Source organism: Paenibacillus arenosi (genome assembly GCF_014841135.1).
GTDB classification, from domain to species: domain Bacteria; phylum Bacillota; class Bacilli; order Paenibacillales; family Paenibacillaceae; genus Paenibacillus_B; species Paenibacillus_B arenosi.
The window spans coordinates 35,998-55,043 of record NZ_JACYTN010000015.1; the positions used below are offsets into that span (position 1 = coordinate 35,998).

The 19,046-nt window shown below is 40.2% G+C and carries 2 protein-coding genes; both read right to left on the bottom strand.

Annotation, left to right across the window (positions count from 1 at the left end):
- Window positions 1-54 precede the first annotated feature (54 nt).
- Entirely contained in the window at window positions 55-15,924 is a 15,870-nt protein-coding gene (locus tag IFO66_RS16030) for a non-ribosomal peptide synthetase (protein WP_192026133.1), read from the bottom strand.
- 718 nt (window positions 15,925-16,642) lie between these two features.
- Entirely contained in the window at window positions 16,643-19,042 is a 2,400-nt protein-coding gene (locus IFO66_RS16035; protein ID WP_192026134.1) for an ABC transporter permease, read from the bottom strand.
- Window positions 19,043-19,046: the final 4 nt, after the last annotated feature.

The window sequence follows — 19,046 nt, forward strand, 5'->3', positions numbered from 1 at the left end:
ACACTCCCAAATTTTATTGGAATTTCAATGAGCTCGTCCTCTATAAAGAAGTGCTCATTTCTTCGAATGCACTTTGAAAAGATTTGATATTTTATCTAGCTGCTGCTGAGACAATTTATTAAAGTGAAAATCCGTTGGCGTATGTTCTACCATTTCTTTGCCCGTACAATGAGAAATAACTTCCTTCAAGTAATGCCGGTACGAAGTAGCCAATTTATCGATTGTTGCCGATTGATATTCATTACGATCATAATGAATATCTAAGCACAATTCGCCTTGAACAATCATCGCATTAAATTCTAGTGCATACCGCTTCACCATCTCCGGCCCAATATCTGAACCAGTGCTTAATGTAGAAATTTGAAGGCGTTCACCCGGTAATAATTGATCAAATTGACCTAGATAATTAAATATAACTTCCGGCTTTACGTTAAAAGTAAGAGGCAAGTCAGAACGATGGGTGGTCAACCATCTTAATATTTCATAGCCTATACCTTTGTTTGGAACACGTCGCAAGTTGTCCTTTACTGTTTTGATACTGCGGCTCATATCTGAAGTACTTGTCAATTCAAGAGCAAACGGATACACCGAAGTAAACCAACCAACCGTTCTTGAAATGTCGATGTCATCCATAATATCTTCTCGACCGTGGCCTTCAAGATGCACAACTATCGATCCATTCCCACCTATCCACGTCTGCAATGTCATTACTAACGCAGACAGTAAAAGTTCATTTACTTCTGTACTGTAGGTACGATTCGCCTCATGCAAGAGTTGGAAGGTCTCGTCCTTTTCAAGCTTAATACTTGTTTTACGACTATTCCTTTCCATACGCTGCATAATGACATTTTCTTTTGGTAGGAGTCGTGTTTCAACTTGCTCCTGCTGCTGCCAATACATTACTTCTTCTCGAATATCCTTACTATCGGCATAGGAGAGCAGTTGCTTAGACCATCGTTGATACGCATCTGTTTTGGGAGGTAGCTTTACTTCTTGCTTGCTCTCTAATTGTGTGTATGCCGTTTCAAGATCTTCGATAAGGAAGCGCCAAGACACTCCATCTACGATTACATGATGAATAATTAACAGTAAGTAATCACCTTGTTGCGTCTTAAACAACCCAGCCTTCAAAAGCGGACCACTGTCAAGTCGCATAGACTGCTGAATATAATTGGCTTGCGTCTCCATTTCTTTCTCAGCATATTCTTGAGCAATATCCATATAGTCAAACAGCAATAACTCGTAATGGTTACCTTCTAGACCCTTGTTTGTCTGAAGAACCTGATTCGTTTCATAGCTATATCTCATTCGTAAAGCATCATGGTGTGTGGTTAGCAATGTAAACACCGTTCTCAGCAATGTTTCATCAAACCTGTCGGGCTTCAACAACATGACGGAATGATTATAATGTTGTACGGTTTCCCATCCTAGGTCGAATAATCGCCTTTGTATTGGCGTTAGTTCGGTCGGACCCAATACTAAGCCTTGATCAATTTGTGCTTTAATCGGTTGAACATATTTACTCAAACGTCTAATGACTGGGTGTTGGAAAAGATGCCGAACTTCCATTTTCAAACCATGGCGTTGCATTCGTGAAGAAACTTGCAGTGCTTTAATTGAATCGCCGCCTAGCTCAAAGAAATGAGCATCCGTCCCAATTGGGTGCAATCCAAGCACTTCTTCCCACACTGCAACTAATGCTGATTCCACTTCATTTGTAGGAAGTTCAACCGTGCTGCTCAAAGTATTCATCCATTGCGGCTGCGGCAGAACATGGACATTTACTTTTCCGTTCTCATTTAGTGGAATTCGCTCCATATGAACGACATGTGTAGGAACCATATATTCTGGAAGCCCATCCGTTACCCACCGTTTAACCTCTACAGCATCGACCGTAATATCAGCTATAACATAAGCCACTAAGAAAGATTTTCCTTCTTCCTCCTTCAAAATGACAATTGCCTCACTAATATGGGGATGTTCAATAAGGCGATGCTCGATCTCAGAACATTCAATGCGATATCCTCTTATTTTGACTTGATGATCTGCTCTCCCAAAAAACTGTATCGTTCCGTCCTCGCACCATCTTACGATATCTCCAGTCAGGTACATTCTGTTGTTTTCTGCATCGGAGAACGGATTAGCAACAAATTTCTCAGCAGTTAAACTCTCATTATTCAAATAACCTCGTGATAAACCAGCTCCAGCAATAGCAAGTTCACCTAAGACTCCAATTGGCTGAAGTTTTCCATATCGATTTATAACATATACTTGTGCATTGTCTATCGGCTTACCAAGTACAGGTGTGCTGTTAGATCGATGTAATTGGTCGAAATCGATTGGTGCGGCAATACAGCCAATTGTCGCCTCTGTTGGGCCGTAGTGGTTAACAATCGTTGTATGTGAATATTGTTTATGGTATTGGGCGATATCTAACGTGTTTATTTTCTCTCCGCCAAGCACGATGAGACGCAAAGTTTCCAATGCTCCTTGTTGAATAGAAAAATCATCATTATTGATCAGAAGATGGAACATGGACGGTGTCGCCTTTACATAAGTAATGTGATGATCAGATATATATTGAGTCACATATAAAGGATCTACATAATCGTGCTTATTCAATATATGCAATTCTGCACCTCTTATCAGTGCAGACAACATTGATGTATAGCCAAGATCAAAACTTGGTGAAGAGAGAAGAACGGTTCGATCTTTATCGTTAATACTAAATTCATTTACAAACCAATGTAGATAGTTCACTACATTACGATGCTCAACCATAACACCTTTTGGCTGTCCTGTTGTGCCTGACGTGTAGATAACATAAATGAGATCATTAGATTCAAGTGTATAAGAAGTACATTTTTCGTCAGTTCCCACGTAATCCAACACACCATCGATCAAACATGTTGGAATAGTTGTATTCAAATCTCCCCTAGCTTGAGGAGATAGAAGTAGAGAAGCCCCGCTATTTTGCAGCATATATTCCATACGCACCGTTGGGAATTCAGGATCAATAGGCACATAAGCTGCTCCTACTTTTTGAATGGCTAACAGCCCAATCATTGTCTCAATTCTATACTCAGCTAAAATAGCGATAATCGGCTGAGTATGTGAGCCATTATCCAATGCAGAGCTTAGCTCAAATGCTAATTGATTTGCTTTTCTATTAAGTTCGGCATAAGTAAGTCGATCATTTCCGAAAACGACAGCAATATGATCTGGTGTACGGTGAACTTGTTGCTCAAACATTTGAATAAACGAGTGGGAGTCTAGTTCGCTTCGAAGCCTTCCATTAAAACCATACAGCAGCTGCCTTTGTTCCTCGGAAGCTAACATATCGATAGCAGCAATATTTATGCTTGGATGTTCCATTACTGCATGCAGTATATTCAGAAAATGTTCGACCAAACGCTCTATTCGTTTTCTGCTGAACAACTGCTTAGCGTAAACAAAGTCCATACTAATGCTGTCACCGTTCTCTTGAGCGGTTAATGCTAGATCGAACTTGGTCTTTCGAACGCGTAAAGGATAATCTTCCAAGAGCAGATCTTCCATCTGCATTCTATCCATTTCCACATTATTGTAAGTAAAAATGACATCAAATAGTGGATTGCGGCTAACATCTCTTGGTAGGCTTAATTGCTCAATTAACTGCTCTAATGGATAGTCCTGATGCTCAAGTGCATCAATCACAAGTCCTTTCATCTCTAGTAAATAAGTTGAAAAAGACTTGGTTCCCTCTGGCTTACTACGCAAAGCGATCGTATTTACAAACATACCAACTATTTTTTGCAGCGAAGCGTGCTGTCTTCCTGCTACAGGCGACCCTACTATAATATCTTCTTGCCCACTGTAACGAGACAAAAGAATCTGATATACTGCCACCAAGATCATATACGGGGTCGTACCTGTTAGTTGAGCAAGTTGTCTTACCCGTTCGGTATCCTGTTCGCTCAGCACGAATTTGTACTGTTCTCCATCAAAGCTTTGAACTTGTGGACGCGGGTAATCTGCTGGAAAGTCTAGTACTGGAACTTCCCCTTTAAATTGAGTAAGCCAATATTCTTTTGCGACAAGATTGATATCAGCCTGTGTATACATCCACTCGGAATAATCCTTGTACTGAATCGTTGCAGGCTCTACCTCTGTATCCTGATAAAACCTATTGAAATCATTAATAATGAGATGAATAGAAGTGCCATCCGAGATTAAATGATGCATATCCAGAATCAACAAATGAGTCTGATCTTCCATTTTAGAAAGTCCAACACGGAATAACGGCGCCTTACCTAAATCAAATGGCTGAATAAATCGGCATACATGTTCTTCAGTATCCTCTTCTTGTATATGACCCAAATCGTCAATTTTAAATTCGATTGATTGAGCTATAATTTGTACAGGCATGTCTTCAACCAATTGAAAGGACGTTCGGAAAGCATCGTGCCTCGCTATCAGTTGCTGGAATGTATGTTCCAGTCTTGTACGATTCAGATCGCCAACCAACTTTATCGCTGCCGTCATATGATAGGCCGTGCTTGTTGGATCAAGCTGTTGAACAATAAACAATCGTTTCTGTGCAGGCGATGCCTTATAGTAGATTTTCTCCTCTGATCGCGGAATTTCGATCACTTCGGTTGACTGAGCTAGACCTATCCAACTCGCCAATTGTCTAATCGATGGATGATTGAACATTACACGAACAGGAATATTTAATTGAAGCTCCTGATTCATACGAGCAATAAGAATCGTCGCACTAAGAGAATGGCCTCCTAGCTCAAAGAAATTATCAGTTGCTCCGATGCGCGGAACATTCAATGCCTCCTGCCACATTTCCGCAAGGCGTAGTTCTATGTCCCCCTCGGGTGAGATGTAATGATGATCATCGAGGATGAATTCAGGCATTGGCAATGCCTTTCTGTCAATTTTCCCATTTGGTGTCATAGGCATCTTATCCATGAATGTATATGTCGAAGGTATCATATATTCTGGCAGTTGCTTGGAAAGTCCATTTCTCAACTCCCCTACACTGCTCTCTGAATTAAGCTGTACATAAGCGCTTAAATACGGAATACCCGAGTCATTTTCTCGAGGTACTACTACTGCTTCTTGTACGCCCGACACCTTCATCAGTGCTTTTTCTATTTCCTCTAGCTCAATACGATAACCTCTGATCTTCACTTGGAAGTCCAGTCTACCTAAGCATTCTATTGTTCCATCTGGCATCCAACGAGCTAAGTCACCAGATCGATACATCAGTTTGTTTTCACTGAACGGACACGGTATAAATTTTTCATTCGTTAGCTGCTCTCGTTGATAGTATCCATTCGCTAAACCATCTCCAGCTATACATATCTCTCCAGGAATGCCTATTGGCTGAAGCTGATTATAGGCATCTACAATATACACTTGCGTATTCGCAATAGGTTTGCCAATTGTAATTGCTTTCTCATTTGTAATATCAATACCAGTTGAATAAACCGTTGTTTCAGTAGGACCATACATATTGTGAATACTAACATTTCCTACGTCCTGAAGTCGTCCTAGCAAGTATGCCGGTAATGGTTCGCCACCCAGTACTAGATCTTCAACAGGATCCAAACATCCACATTTCTCATCACTTGCAATCAACATTTTTAATCGCGAAGGTGTCATCTGCAATATGTTTATCTGTTCCTCAATAATTAGCTTTTTAAGTTCAACCGCATTCGTTTGCTGTTCTTCATCCGCAAGTACAATTCTCATGCCACGACATAGAGGCAATAGAGTTTCAAGAACAAATATATCGAATGAAATCGTAGTAAGCGCCAATATCGACTTCTCTGGTTCAAAAGCAATTCGAGTACTCATTCCAGCTATAAAATTTTGAACGGCTCTATGTGATATCAACACACCTTTAGGCTTTCCAGTTGATCCCGAAGTGTAGATGATATAAGCAACATCCTCTGTCGATTGATTCTCTTGTAAGGGCTCCAAACTTTCATCTTTGATGGAGTTTTCACAGATTAATATACGACGAGCAGTTGTTTGAATAGGATACAGATCATCGGTAATTACTAAAGATGCTCCACTATCTGTTAACATATATTCGATTCGTTCAACCGGATAATCAGGGTCAATCGGCACATACGCTCCTCCCGATTGAAGCACTGCAAGGATTGCGATAATCATTTCTGGTGAACGCCGAAGCATGATACCAATTGTGCAACCACGAACTGCTCCATGGCGTTGAAGATAACGAGCTAAACGATTTGCTTCTTCAAAAAGTTGGCGATAGGTAAGCTCCGTTTCCCCAAAGATTAAAGCTACCGCGTCTGGATTGTTCTCAACTTGTCTTCTGAACGATTCCTGAATGGTAAGTTCCCTATCATACTCCAAATACGTTTCATTAAATTGGTAGATGAGCTGACTCTCTTCCTGTGTTGTTAAGATTGGAATTTCCGAGAGTGCTACATTTCGGTTCTCAATTACCGACCTGAGCAATTGTATATAGTGTCCAGCCATTCTACTAATCGTAGAATCTCTAAATAAAGAGGTACTGAAATCGATAAGAAGAATGAGCGTATTATTACGATCCTCAATACTAAATGTTAAATCAAATTGCGATACACCCGGATTGTATTCTGAAGGTGTCCAAGTCAAATCAGCATGTTGTACTTCGTGCAAATTCATATTCTGTAATACAAACATCGTATCAAACAACGGATTACGACCGGCATCCCGCTGAACTTGCAGCAATTGCACCAATTTTTCGAACGGATATTGTTGATGCTCGTAAGCCATCAACATTCTCTCCTTCACCTGCTCTACGAACTGCAAGAAGGTAGTGGAGGAACTAGGCATGGTACGAATTGCAACTGTATTAATAAACAAGCCTATGATGTGCTCCGTGTCTGGATGATCGCGTCCTGACATTGGAGTTCCCACGATAAGATCCTCTTGACCTGTATAGCGGTAAAGAAGTGCTTTATACGCAGCTAGTAGTACAGTAAACAATGTAGTACCCGTTTCTTGTGCTAAGGTATGAATACCCTGCTTGAGTGCATCATCCAGCACAATGGAGAAACGATTCCCCTCATAATTCAATTGCTGTGGGCGATTATAATCAGTAGGCAGATTTAGTAGAGGAGTGTTCCCCGCAAATTGTTCTACCCAATACGCTTCTTCACGTTTCAACTCTCCATTGCCCAATCGTTCCATCTGCCACGCCGCAAAGTCTTGATATTGTACTCGCTCTGGTTTAATTGAACCCCGATCATAAATAGAAATGAGTTCTTGCATAAGGACTTCCATAGAATAGCCGTCCGAGATAATATGATGCATGTCCAGCAATAGCATATGATCGTCGAGAGCAGAACTTAATAACTGTACCCGAAACAACGGTGCAGAATCCAAAATAAAAGGTCGAACAAAACTTTTCATTTCTTCTTTCCAATTCATTGGATCTACAGGCTTGATCGGAATCGTGAGATCGATATTATTAGTAATCTTCTGAATAAGTTGCCCTTCTTGCAGCTTAAAACTTGCCCGCATCATAGAATGTCGATCCATTAATTGCTGAAATGCCGCGGTTAATCGATTTATATCTAGCGGTCCTTGAATACGAATAGTACCTGAGATATTTTGAACTAACCCGCCCTCTTCAAACTGCTCGAACATGTACACTCTCTGCTGTGCAGGAGACATCACATATTCGTCCTGATTAGGGGCAAGCGGTATTGGAATATAGGTGTCTGGTTCTAATCCGTCCATATAAAGTGCCAGTTCGTTTACTGTGCGAGAAGCAAGAAATTGACCGAGTGGTATTAACTTTCCAAATTGTTCATACAGCCGCGAAAGCAGCGTAGTTGCTTTCAAGGAATTTCCGCCCAGACTAAAAAAGTCATCATAACGACCAACTGTAGATACTCCGAGTAATTCCCTCCATATGGAAATGATCCGCGCTTCCGTTGTGCTCATATCGTTATCATCAATATGTTCGGGATGTGAAATTTTTATTAAATCCAATAAAATAGATTCATCTATGCGTCCATCGGGATAAACAGGCATCACACTAACTGGGATGCAAAGTCGTGGTATCAAGTAGTCAGGTAATTTCGAAAAGAGTTTGTTTCTAATTTCTTTGCTGCTCGCATCCGTAACTACAAAAGCGATTATTTCATCCACAGATGGAAGAGGTTCATTGGATAACTCGTTCAGCAGCTTCCTCGTAGTTACCACACATCCAGCTCCATCTAGCAACGAAGAAAGCGTCATCTCCAGCTCATACAGATTCGCAAGACGACCTTGAACGGGAACAACTCGTTTCTCATCATCTTTCCATACAAGTTTCCCGTCAACTGTGACAGATGCTTTAAATTCCGTCCGTACCCATCGGTCAGTGAACATATGAATGTTGCCTACCGTACCAAAAACAGCTGGTTGATTATATTGGTCATGAACTCCGACCATAGAGACAGAACTCTGCTGAACCGAACCATTCACACTCATCAATCGATTCAAAATATCGCCCATGTTAGATAGGCATATCAGCTTAAGTCGCTCTTGTTGTTCATCCGTAACGATAGACAGCTCATGAACAACCCGATCCTCATTGTTAGCCACGACCTGCAGCAATTGAATAAAGCTGCTCATCCATTCTTGAATCGTTTTTTCATCTATTAAGCGCAGTCTATAATCTACATCAATCCTCAATTGTTGACCAATTTCCGTAACATTTAAAAATAAATCATAATGCGAGTGTGGAGCTGGAATAGGAACAATCTGAGTCTGTAAATTAGAAAAATGCAGCTGCCTTATCGGTCTGTCCATATTAAATAGTACATTGATTATCGGACGTGATAACCCCGTACCAGTTGAAAGATTTGCCAAAGAGATGTGTTGATGCTCTTCCCATTGCTGCATATTGTTCTTAAGATTAGCAACGAAATCTTTGATAGAAAAATGAGACTCGATTCTACTGCACAATGGTAATAAATTAACACAATTCCCCATCATGATATGTTGTTCCATGTGTAATTGTCCTGCAGTAGGGATACCAACCACTACATCTTCTTGGCCAGTGATTTTGTGCAATAATAGTTTAAATGCAGCCAACATCGTTACGAAAAGACTATTTTGAGCACGAATGCTGAATTTCCTTAACGCTCTCGTTACGTCATGATCAAGGTGGAATGAATACCTTTGACTATCTGTCTTGTTCTGATCCACTAGAGCTTGATTAGAAGGTATAGGCAAACTTAAATACTTAAATTCGAACTGTTCTCGCCAATAATGAATCGCCGTATCGGCCTGCTCCCCCTCCAATACCGCATTCTGCCATGAAGTAAATTCACTAAATTGAGCTACATGCGGCAATTGAACAGAGTTTCCGTCTACCAATGAAGAATATACTTTTTCTAGTTCTCCTATAAATAAAGCGATCGACCAACCATCTATTACAAGATGATGGAAGGTGAATAGTACATCATGTTCATTATCGGAGCGTCTGAATATTCGTGTTCGAAATAATGACGATCTAGTTCGAAGATCGAATGGCGTATTCATTTCTGCCCTAAGCCAACTTTCATTTTGATGTTCGATTCCATCTTGGTGTGATGAATCTGCGACGGTCAATTGAATCTCTGCATGATATTCTTTAAGAATCTCAATATATTCTCCATCTGAATCTACGATGGAACGGAGTGCTTCATGACGGTCCATCATGATACGAACAGCTTGACGCAGCTTATCGATATTTAACTCGCCCTGCATATGCAGTATGAAAGTCTGATGTAATGCCAATGATGAAGATTCATCCGACATAGAGGCGATCCACATTTGTCGCTGCTCTTGGGACAGCGGAAGCAATTTATGCGAACTATTCTGTGCTTGATCATAAGAAAAAGTCTCTAGTTCACCTGCATATTCAGCTTCCCGAGTTCCAGATCCGCCACCATCTGGATGGTTTGGATTTTCAGGAAGAAACCCACCTTTGCGCAAATCAGAAACCGTATCCTTAACAGCTTGTATAATCGCCTCAATATTTTCCATAGTATGGGCTGTAGACAGGAAACAATTTCGGCCTTCCCAGATATAGATTCCTTTATGAATCAGGTGATAGAAAAACAACTCAATATCGCTGTATGACACAAAACGGAACAATGTCCCATATTGAACCATATGAATTGGTATTTGTTCATCCTTAAAATAACGATTCAATTCATCCGTTAAATATGTCGTTTTCCGATTAACTTCTTCATACAAGGCAGTGCCTTGTTCTTTTAAATAGTGTAATACCTTGAGAGAAACTCGCATTGTTAATGGATGGGTACAGAAAGTTCCACCTACAAATGTTTTTTGTGTAGCATGCGTAGGAGCCGAAGCATCTCCAAACGACCACAGTCCTCCATCAACCGGAGCCATAAATGTTTCTTTTCCAGCAACAACGCCAATTGGCATGCCTCCACCTAACACTTTTCCATAAACAACAAGATCTGCCTTAACACCAAACCAGGCCTGTGCTCCACCAATTGCAATTCGAAACCCAGTAATCACTTCATCAAAGATTAAAGCTGTACCAGATGATATAGTTATCTCCCGAAGTTCCTGTAAAAATGATTGTGGTTGTATATCTGGTCGTCGACTTTGAACAGGTTCTACAAGAACAGCAGCAAGCTCATTAGCGTGCTCTCGAATGAAATGAAGCGACTTTGGATTGTTGTAGTTTAACATCACGATGTCCTGGATATAGCTTGAAGCAATCCCTGGTGCCATCGGTAGTGCAGCTGCCTCATTTGAAGATGGATCGGCCACGCCAAGCACACCATCAAATGTACCGTGATAGGAGCCAGAGAAAATTACTACTTTACTGCGCCCAGTCACTGCTCTTGCAAGGCGAAGCGCAACCATTACAGCTTCCGTGCCAGAATTGTAAAATGCAACTCGCTCCACTCCCGTTAACTCGGCGATCAATGCTGCAGCTTCCCCAGCAACATCCGACATGGGACCTAGCGGTGGTAAATCACACTCTACATGTTTACTCATTTCCTCCTTAAGCCAAGAAGGATTATGTCCGAATAAATTAACTCCAAAGCCCATCGTAAGATCAATATATTCATTGCCGTCTATATCCCACATGCGAGAACCTAGTGAACGTGCTGCGATGATAGGATACACGATCTCCTTCCAGTACATACGAAATCCTGATGCGTTACGGTTATTCGCATGTAGCCTTCGGCTTGATTGTGTATACTGCTTTGAATAAATCGTTCGCTGTTGGAAGTCCTCAATGAACGATTTTAAATACATTTCTTGGCGTTTATTAAATCCACTTTCTTGCTCTAGCACAAGAGGTTGATAAGGAACAAATGGCCTTTCTCCTTGCTGCTCCGTAGGAGTATTATTATTTTTTTGAGAAATGAGCGATATCGGCTGTATAACTTGCAAGTCCTTAGAACTATTTTTAATCTGTGCAGTCCCATGTATTTCTTGTTGTACTGTAGCCGCAACATAACCTTGCTGCTGCAACACTTCTAACTGTTTCGACATGATATGGCTGAACATATCGTTCTGCTCTTTTAACAGTGTAAGCTGCTGCGACAATATATGATTCAAATTGTCTGACTGCACATTCGAATGATGAGGCGGAGTAAAATCCGATGATGCCCGCACTTGCTCAACATGTACTCCTTCATTTCCGGTAGTTACATTATTTCTTTCCATTGTTACATCAGCTTGATTTGCAGAAATAGAACTGCTTGCCGCAGCAACCTGTAATTGAGCCCCAGCAACCTGTGAAATATACTGTTCCAGTTGATATATGCTAGTAAAAGACTCGAAGAACTGTTTGATTGGAATATCAACTTGCAACTGTTCAGCAATATCTTTTCTAACCTGAACGAGCATAATAGAGTCCAAACCCATTTCAAGGAAATGGATATTCACTTCAGCCTGCGTTAAATCCAAACCAGAGGCGCTATTCACAATCTTCAAAAGAACATCAGTTATATGTTTTTGCATTGAACGATCACCACCAGAGCTAACTTTTATCCCATTATTCAGATGAATTTTGTCAACTTTACTTACATCTATAGGTATGGAATTGGCTATCGAATGACTAGATTCCATATCAATCCAACACCGTTTTCGTTCGAATGGATACAATGGAAGCGACACTCGCCGCAAAGATTTCGTTGCATATATTTTACTCCAATCTAGCTTCACACCTTGTACATAAAGATCACACAACCTCAATAGCTGCTCATCCATGTTCATGGAAATGATAAGTTCTTCACTTTCTTCTTGAAGTCGCTTCAATTGACTCTCCCTTATAGCTCCAGATACCGCCTGGTATGAATAAGAGTCCGGAATTACAGAATAGTGGCCCGTATAGATCCCAGGCATATCCTTCTCTCCATTAGCAATCTTATTTAACATTGAAATTAACTCATTAAGGTTCGTACATACGAATGCGATTCTTCTTTCACAATGAGCTCGTCCAGTGTTTGCGGTATAACATATACTTTCGATATCTGTATCTCTATACTTCAGCAATGATTGTTTGTAATCGATAACTAATTGCGTGAGCGCTGATTCTGTCTTCGCCGAACATGTAAATATATATTTTTTCTGCTGAGATGAATAGCTTTTATGTAGCGGTAGAGTATATTGTTCCAGCACTACATGCGCATTGGTCCCACTGAATCCAAAAGAACTGACACCACCACGAAGCGGCATGTCCTGTAATGGAAACGATGTCTTGTCAGTATCTACATAAAAAGGCGAACTCTCAAAAGATATGTTGGGATTCGGCACTTGAAAATGAACAAGCGGTGTGTTTTCCCTGTGCTTCAACATAAGAACCGCCTTTATCAATCCTGCTATACCCGCCGCTTCAAATAAATGACCAATATTGGTTTTTACAGATCCAATTGCACAGAACTGTTTTTTATTTGTGTACTTACGAAATGCGCGTGTTAAACCATTAACCTCAATTGGATCACCAAGCTTAGTCCCAGTCCCGTGTGCTTCTATAAAAGTCAACGACTCCGGGTTAATATTCGCATCTCTCCAAGCATCTTCAACAACTTCCGCTTGTGCAATCGGATTAGGAGCAGTAATACCCACTGTTGTTCCATCTTGATTGATTGCACTCCCTTTTATTACAGCATATATATGGTCCCCGTCCTCGATTGCACGCTGAAGAGGTTTAAGAAGTATCGATGCTACTCCTTCTCCAACTCCTGTACCATCAGATTCGGAATCAAATGTCTTAGCACGTGCATCTGAGGACTCCATATCAAGTCCTAGTGGGATCGGCAATAATACAGTACGGATGCCACCTGCAACAGCCATCTCACATTCACCTTGCTGTATTGCTTTACAAGCCATATGTACGGCAACAAGCGAAGATGAGCATGCAGTATCTAATGTGATCGCAGGACCTCTTAAATCTAGGTAGTAGGAAATACGACTCGCCAAAACAGAAGGTAAGTTCCCAACAATATATTGGGCTAGTGAATCTGGTTTACACGTAGATACAAGCCTTTCATAGTCATAACCTACCTTTGAAAAACCAGTATATACCCCTACTTTTCTTCCTCTTATTTGATCCCCTGCATAACCTGCATCTTCAAGTGTGTGCCAAACATTCTGCAAGAACAAGCGCTGGTTGGGATCCATAAGTTCTGCTTCTTTTGGACTTATTTTGAAGAAAGAATAGTCAAATCTATCAATTTCATCTAAATAACCACCTTCAACAAACTCGCTTTCTGACTTTTCCCACTGTAATGCGCTTAAAAATTGCTTAGCATCTCGCTTACGATCTTCAGAGATAGGGCGAATTAAGTCAGCACCATCGCTTAATCGCTGCCAGAACTGCTCTACTGTAGATACCTCAGGGAGTCGAAGTGCCATTCCTATAATTGCTATTTCCTGGTTATTTGCGCACTCCCGTTCATCTATTACATTTTTCGTATCGCTACTAAGCTCCGCTGTTAGATACTTCGCCAAATGTGAAAGGGATGGATAGGCGAACAGTTCCGTAACTGCTAACCTAATGCCAAATTGCTGTTCAATACGTTCTGAAATCTGTACTAATTGCAGGGAGTTTGCTCCTAAATCAAAGTAACTTCCATGTATATCTATATGTTCTCTTCCAAGTACTTCCCCGCATATCCGCTTCAATTTATCTTCTACTTGACTATGAGAAAGGAGCTCGGCTTGTTGCTCAGAACTTACTGAAATATAACTTTTCAATTCATGAGACAAACTACTATAATCACCATTTAAAAATTGCTTTTTCAACTTGTATCTTTGCACTTTTCCACTTGTTGTTTTCGGCATTTGTCGAATAGGAACAATTTCATTAATGACCCAGCCACCTACTCGATATAAATACTGTTTTAATTCCATAGCTAGCGGTGCAAACTTTTCCAACTTCCTCTTCGTGACAACAAATAAGATAATTTCCTCTGTGTCTGTATCGATATTATGCACTCCACATGCTGCGACTCTACCCAGCTCAACTCCGTCAACTTCCTCAGCCACGCGCTCAATATCATGCGGATATACATTCTGACCATTTACAAAAATAATATCTTTGGCTCGACCTGTAACTACAAGTTCACCATCCCGAAAAAATCCAAGATCGCCTGTTACCACCCATCCATCAGACAACCTCACAGCTTCTGTTGCTTCTTTATTGTTGTAGTACCCTTGTGTTACATTTTCGCCCTTAATATGTATGTTACCAACTACATTATCAGGTACAACATGATGCTCATCATCACATACTCTTATATGACAGTATTTAATAGCTTGTCCTACTTTTACGAAGCTGACTGCGGTCTGATCAGCTGGATCGACATCAATAACACGTTCATTCACATTTAAGTGATTACGGTTTAAATATAGTGTTTCAAACGAATTTCCCGGCACAGGAATTGCCGCACCAACAGAGGCTTCAGCCAATCCGTAAACAGTCAGCATAGCTGTTTTCTTCAACCCATAAATGGATAATGTATTTAGAAATTCATTGCATAATGCTGATGATATCGGTTCGGCACCATTGTAAATAACACGCACTGATGATAAATCCCAAGAGTCAATTTTATTTGGTGAAAAGAATGACAAAAAATACTTGTAGCCAAAGTTAGGAGATGACAATATCGTTATTCGATGATCATGCGTTTTTTGCATCCAAAGGATTGGTTTGCGAATAAATAGTTCTGTTGGCATTATGTATTGGGGAATTCCCATAACTAGAGGTGTAAGGTGGCAGGCAATTAAGCCCATATCATGTGTTAACGGCATCCAGGATAAGAAAGAATCCCGTTCATGAATTTCAGTATTATGAATAATACCGCAGGCATTATGTATAAGATTTCGATGTGTTAGCATAACACCTTTAGGATCTCCTGTTGAACCAGAAGAAAATTGAATAAAGGCAATATCATCGGATTCCGCAGGATAAATCTTTGCTAGCTCAGGATCTCCTGTTTGTGTATCCATCAGCATAATGTTATCGATTATATTTTTATCCGAGTGCTCCACTTTTTCTGTAAATTTGACAATATACTCGTATGCTTTAGCCGTAGCTATCATGCAGGGGGATTTTAACACTTTCCATATTTGGATTACTTTTTCTTTGTGTTCGTCATTCTTGCCTATACTAACAGGTACAGGAATCATTCCTCCAAGCAAACATGCCCAGAAAGCTACAACAAATTTCCGATTATCTTCGATCTGAAAAATAACCTCTTGTCGAGGTTGGACGCCTGACTGCTGAAGTTTGTGAAGAAATCCAAGTGCTTCCTGATATAACTCCTGATAAGTCACATAATCTTGCCGATGCTCTGCTTCAATGAATGTGATTCCCGTTTCTCTGATCGAACTACGATGTCGAATAGCATCCGTTAATGTCTTAAAGTTCAGCGTAAACATTATGGTCCCTCCTGCAATAGACAGTATTTAAAAGATGTTCTCTCTGAACAACAACAATTGGGAATGTGCTAATCTGTATGTAATTGTATTCTGGACTCTCATGCACAAAAGATATAGTTACCGCTAATAATAATTGAAATATTTCAATGTTATTGATATTTTAACAGTAGCTAGCGTTAACACAACCAACAATCATTACTTACAGCTTCAAGCCATGAAAGAACATCTACTTACCGTTCCTCCCAATCAACCACGATTCTGCTCAACATCTTCAATACATTTTGATATCGGTCGCATTCTATATGGCATAAAGATTAACACGAAGAAAATTATGTAAATCCAAAATATGAAAACCTACTCTAACAGCATTTGAAATTATCCAGTTCTCATGTCCTACTAAACGGTTAAGGCGAACGCAACTTTTCCTGATATAGGAAGAGGTTCCATTGATATCTTAATCTATATTTTTGTAAAAGACAAGATGATTCTGTCGTAAATTGATCCTTACTATCAATTTTAACCATTCAATACAATAAAACCATGTTCAGGCCAATCATCACATCCCTTCATAAAAAAACAAACAGGCACTCCCCACACAGAAAACTGCGAGGTAGATACCTGTTCTATAGCATTATTCCTTGTAAGTGTAAATTTAATCAATGTGGATCGTAAATGCATCAAGGCCTACACCTATGTGAACATTTTGTTGTATAACAACTCATGCCTCAGTCGTCAATATTCTCGGCGAAGTCCGTAATATTAAACGTGATGCAGCCCATGCTCCACACGCTGCCGCTACAGCACTAATAGGAACCATCAATCCAATTCCTGCTGCATTTATTACTAATGGAACCTCTACTATTCCATAATTGGATAGTACCATATTGAGCAATTGTGGCAGTGCGAATACTCCCACTAGAAGCCCTAGTAACCCGCCAATTAGAGAAAGCACAAATATCCCTGTAGTAATAGAGAGACGAATTTTTGCTGATGTCATCCCAATCGTTTTAAAAATGCCGTACGTTCTGCTTTCTTTCTTAATATTAATACGACATACACTATAAATAATGATAAAAGTAACTGCAATAAATAGGAAGCCCATACCACCCAACGGAACGAGCAAAACGTTTATAGCTTCCGAGAATACTTCATCTACCAAAGTACTTTGAGTTGCGACCCATAAGGCAGTACCATACTTGGTTTGTAATTCACTTACAAACCCATCTATTGAAACACCTTCCTTCACATTTAAGAACATCGATTCCATGTTATTGTAGTCCGGCTGTATTTTTTGTATCGCTTCTACTTTAAGACGAGCCGAGTTGGACATATTAGCAATAGCCTGATATATACCTGTTATTTCCATACTTATTGGTTTTCCTTGAACAAAAATTTCTATGGAATCACCTACTTCCTTCTGCAGCTTTTTAGCTACATTCACTCCAATAGCAATCTCATCACCATTCATGGGATTACGTCCTTTAAGATTAACTACTCCTGTCTCGTTATAATCCCCTTCCAGCACAGTTAAATATACTCCCATAGAAGTCTCACTATCATTTTGAAGATTCTTATTCAGGGCAACAATGCCATTCATATCTCCAAAACGACTAAAATTAGCTACACGTTCATCTAAATTAAATTGAGACCGCAACTGTTCATAGGATAGTTCCGCTGGTTTATCGATTTTCATCGAAATATCAGAACCATCGTATCCCCAATGCGAAATCGTCTGCCCTATAGACATAATGCTATAGATGAACAGAAATCCGAATACGAGAACCGCAGATGTCATTCCAGAAATGAGAACCATTAGAGAAGAAGCCCTAACATTCTTGATAAGACCTCTCATTCCAATGACTAGCGAAGCTGGAAATTGTTCGAAGCGCAACCATGCCCGTGCTGGCGAAGCAGCCTTTCTAGCAACAGCATGCTCAGCACCACCGTACCTAATAGCTTGCACTGGCTCGACTTTTCTTGCTTTACTCGCAAACAACCAAGACGAAGCGACGATGACAAAAATAATTAAAGCAGCCATCAGCCAAGACCAATCTGTGGATGATACGCTCATATCTATGTTGGCAGTCTTCAGATGTGAAACCGAGCTATCCATAATACGATCTGAAAATGCATAACTCAGAAGCACTGCTGGAACAACGGATAAGCAAGCCAATAGTCCATACTGGATGACATATACACTAATGATTTTTCGAGATGTCAATCCAATCGAACTTAAAATACCTATTGTCTTATAGCTTGAAATAATTTCATCTGATATGGTGAAATAAATCGTATAGAGAGCGATAGCAATCATTACTACCGACAAAAAAATCATGACAAATGCAATGAGCTTATTCGTGACAAGATAAAAGGAAGACAAGCTATCAAATTCCGATTTTCCTTCTAAATATGGAGTACCAAGAGATTTTTCAAATGATTCCCAGTACGTTTGACTCTGACTATAATCACTATACCTCAAGCTGATCATCGTCTTATCTACTTCATCCAACTTACTTGATACCTCACGGTAATCATCTGGGCTCATCCAGATACGGGATGTAGTTGTAAAAGGAGCACTATATGAAATATCTACAACGACGGCGGACACTTTGTAGTCAATTACACCATTTTTCGTTTTTACCCCAATGCTATCTCCAACCTGAATATCCTTTGATCTTGCCAAAGTAGTAGGAATCCATACCGTTCCTTCGTTCGGTATGGATGTTATTTGACCTTGGTCAAATAACAATTCATCTACAGCAGAAGGTTTTGGTGGAGTGTTTATCATCATAGCAGCCACATTGGAATGATCTTGCCCCTCATGCATAATTCCAGAGACATTGTGATACGGCATACTTTCCGAAACAGTTACTCCCTGCTGCTGCTTCCACCAATGCTGCACTTCTTCAGGATCATGAAGCCCATTCTCAATTTTTAATATCTGGTGTGCCCCTTGCAATCTCTCATGCATATTCAAGTAAGCACCACCCGAGTTACTAATAATAGCTACAGCTGTCATTAGTAACACCGCGGAGAGAAGAATAATAAGTGTGATGAAGAAATTCTGAATCTTCTTTTTTCGCAAACTTGATTTAGATAGTATCCAGACTGGTGACATATTC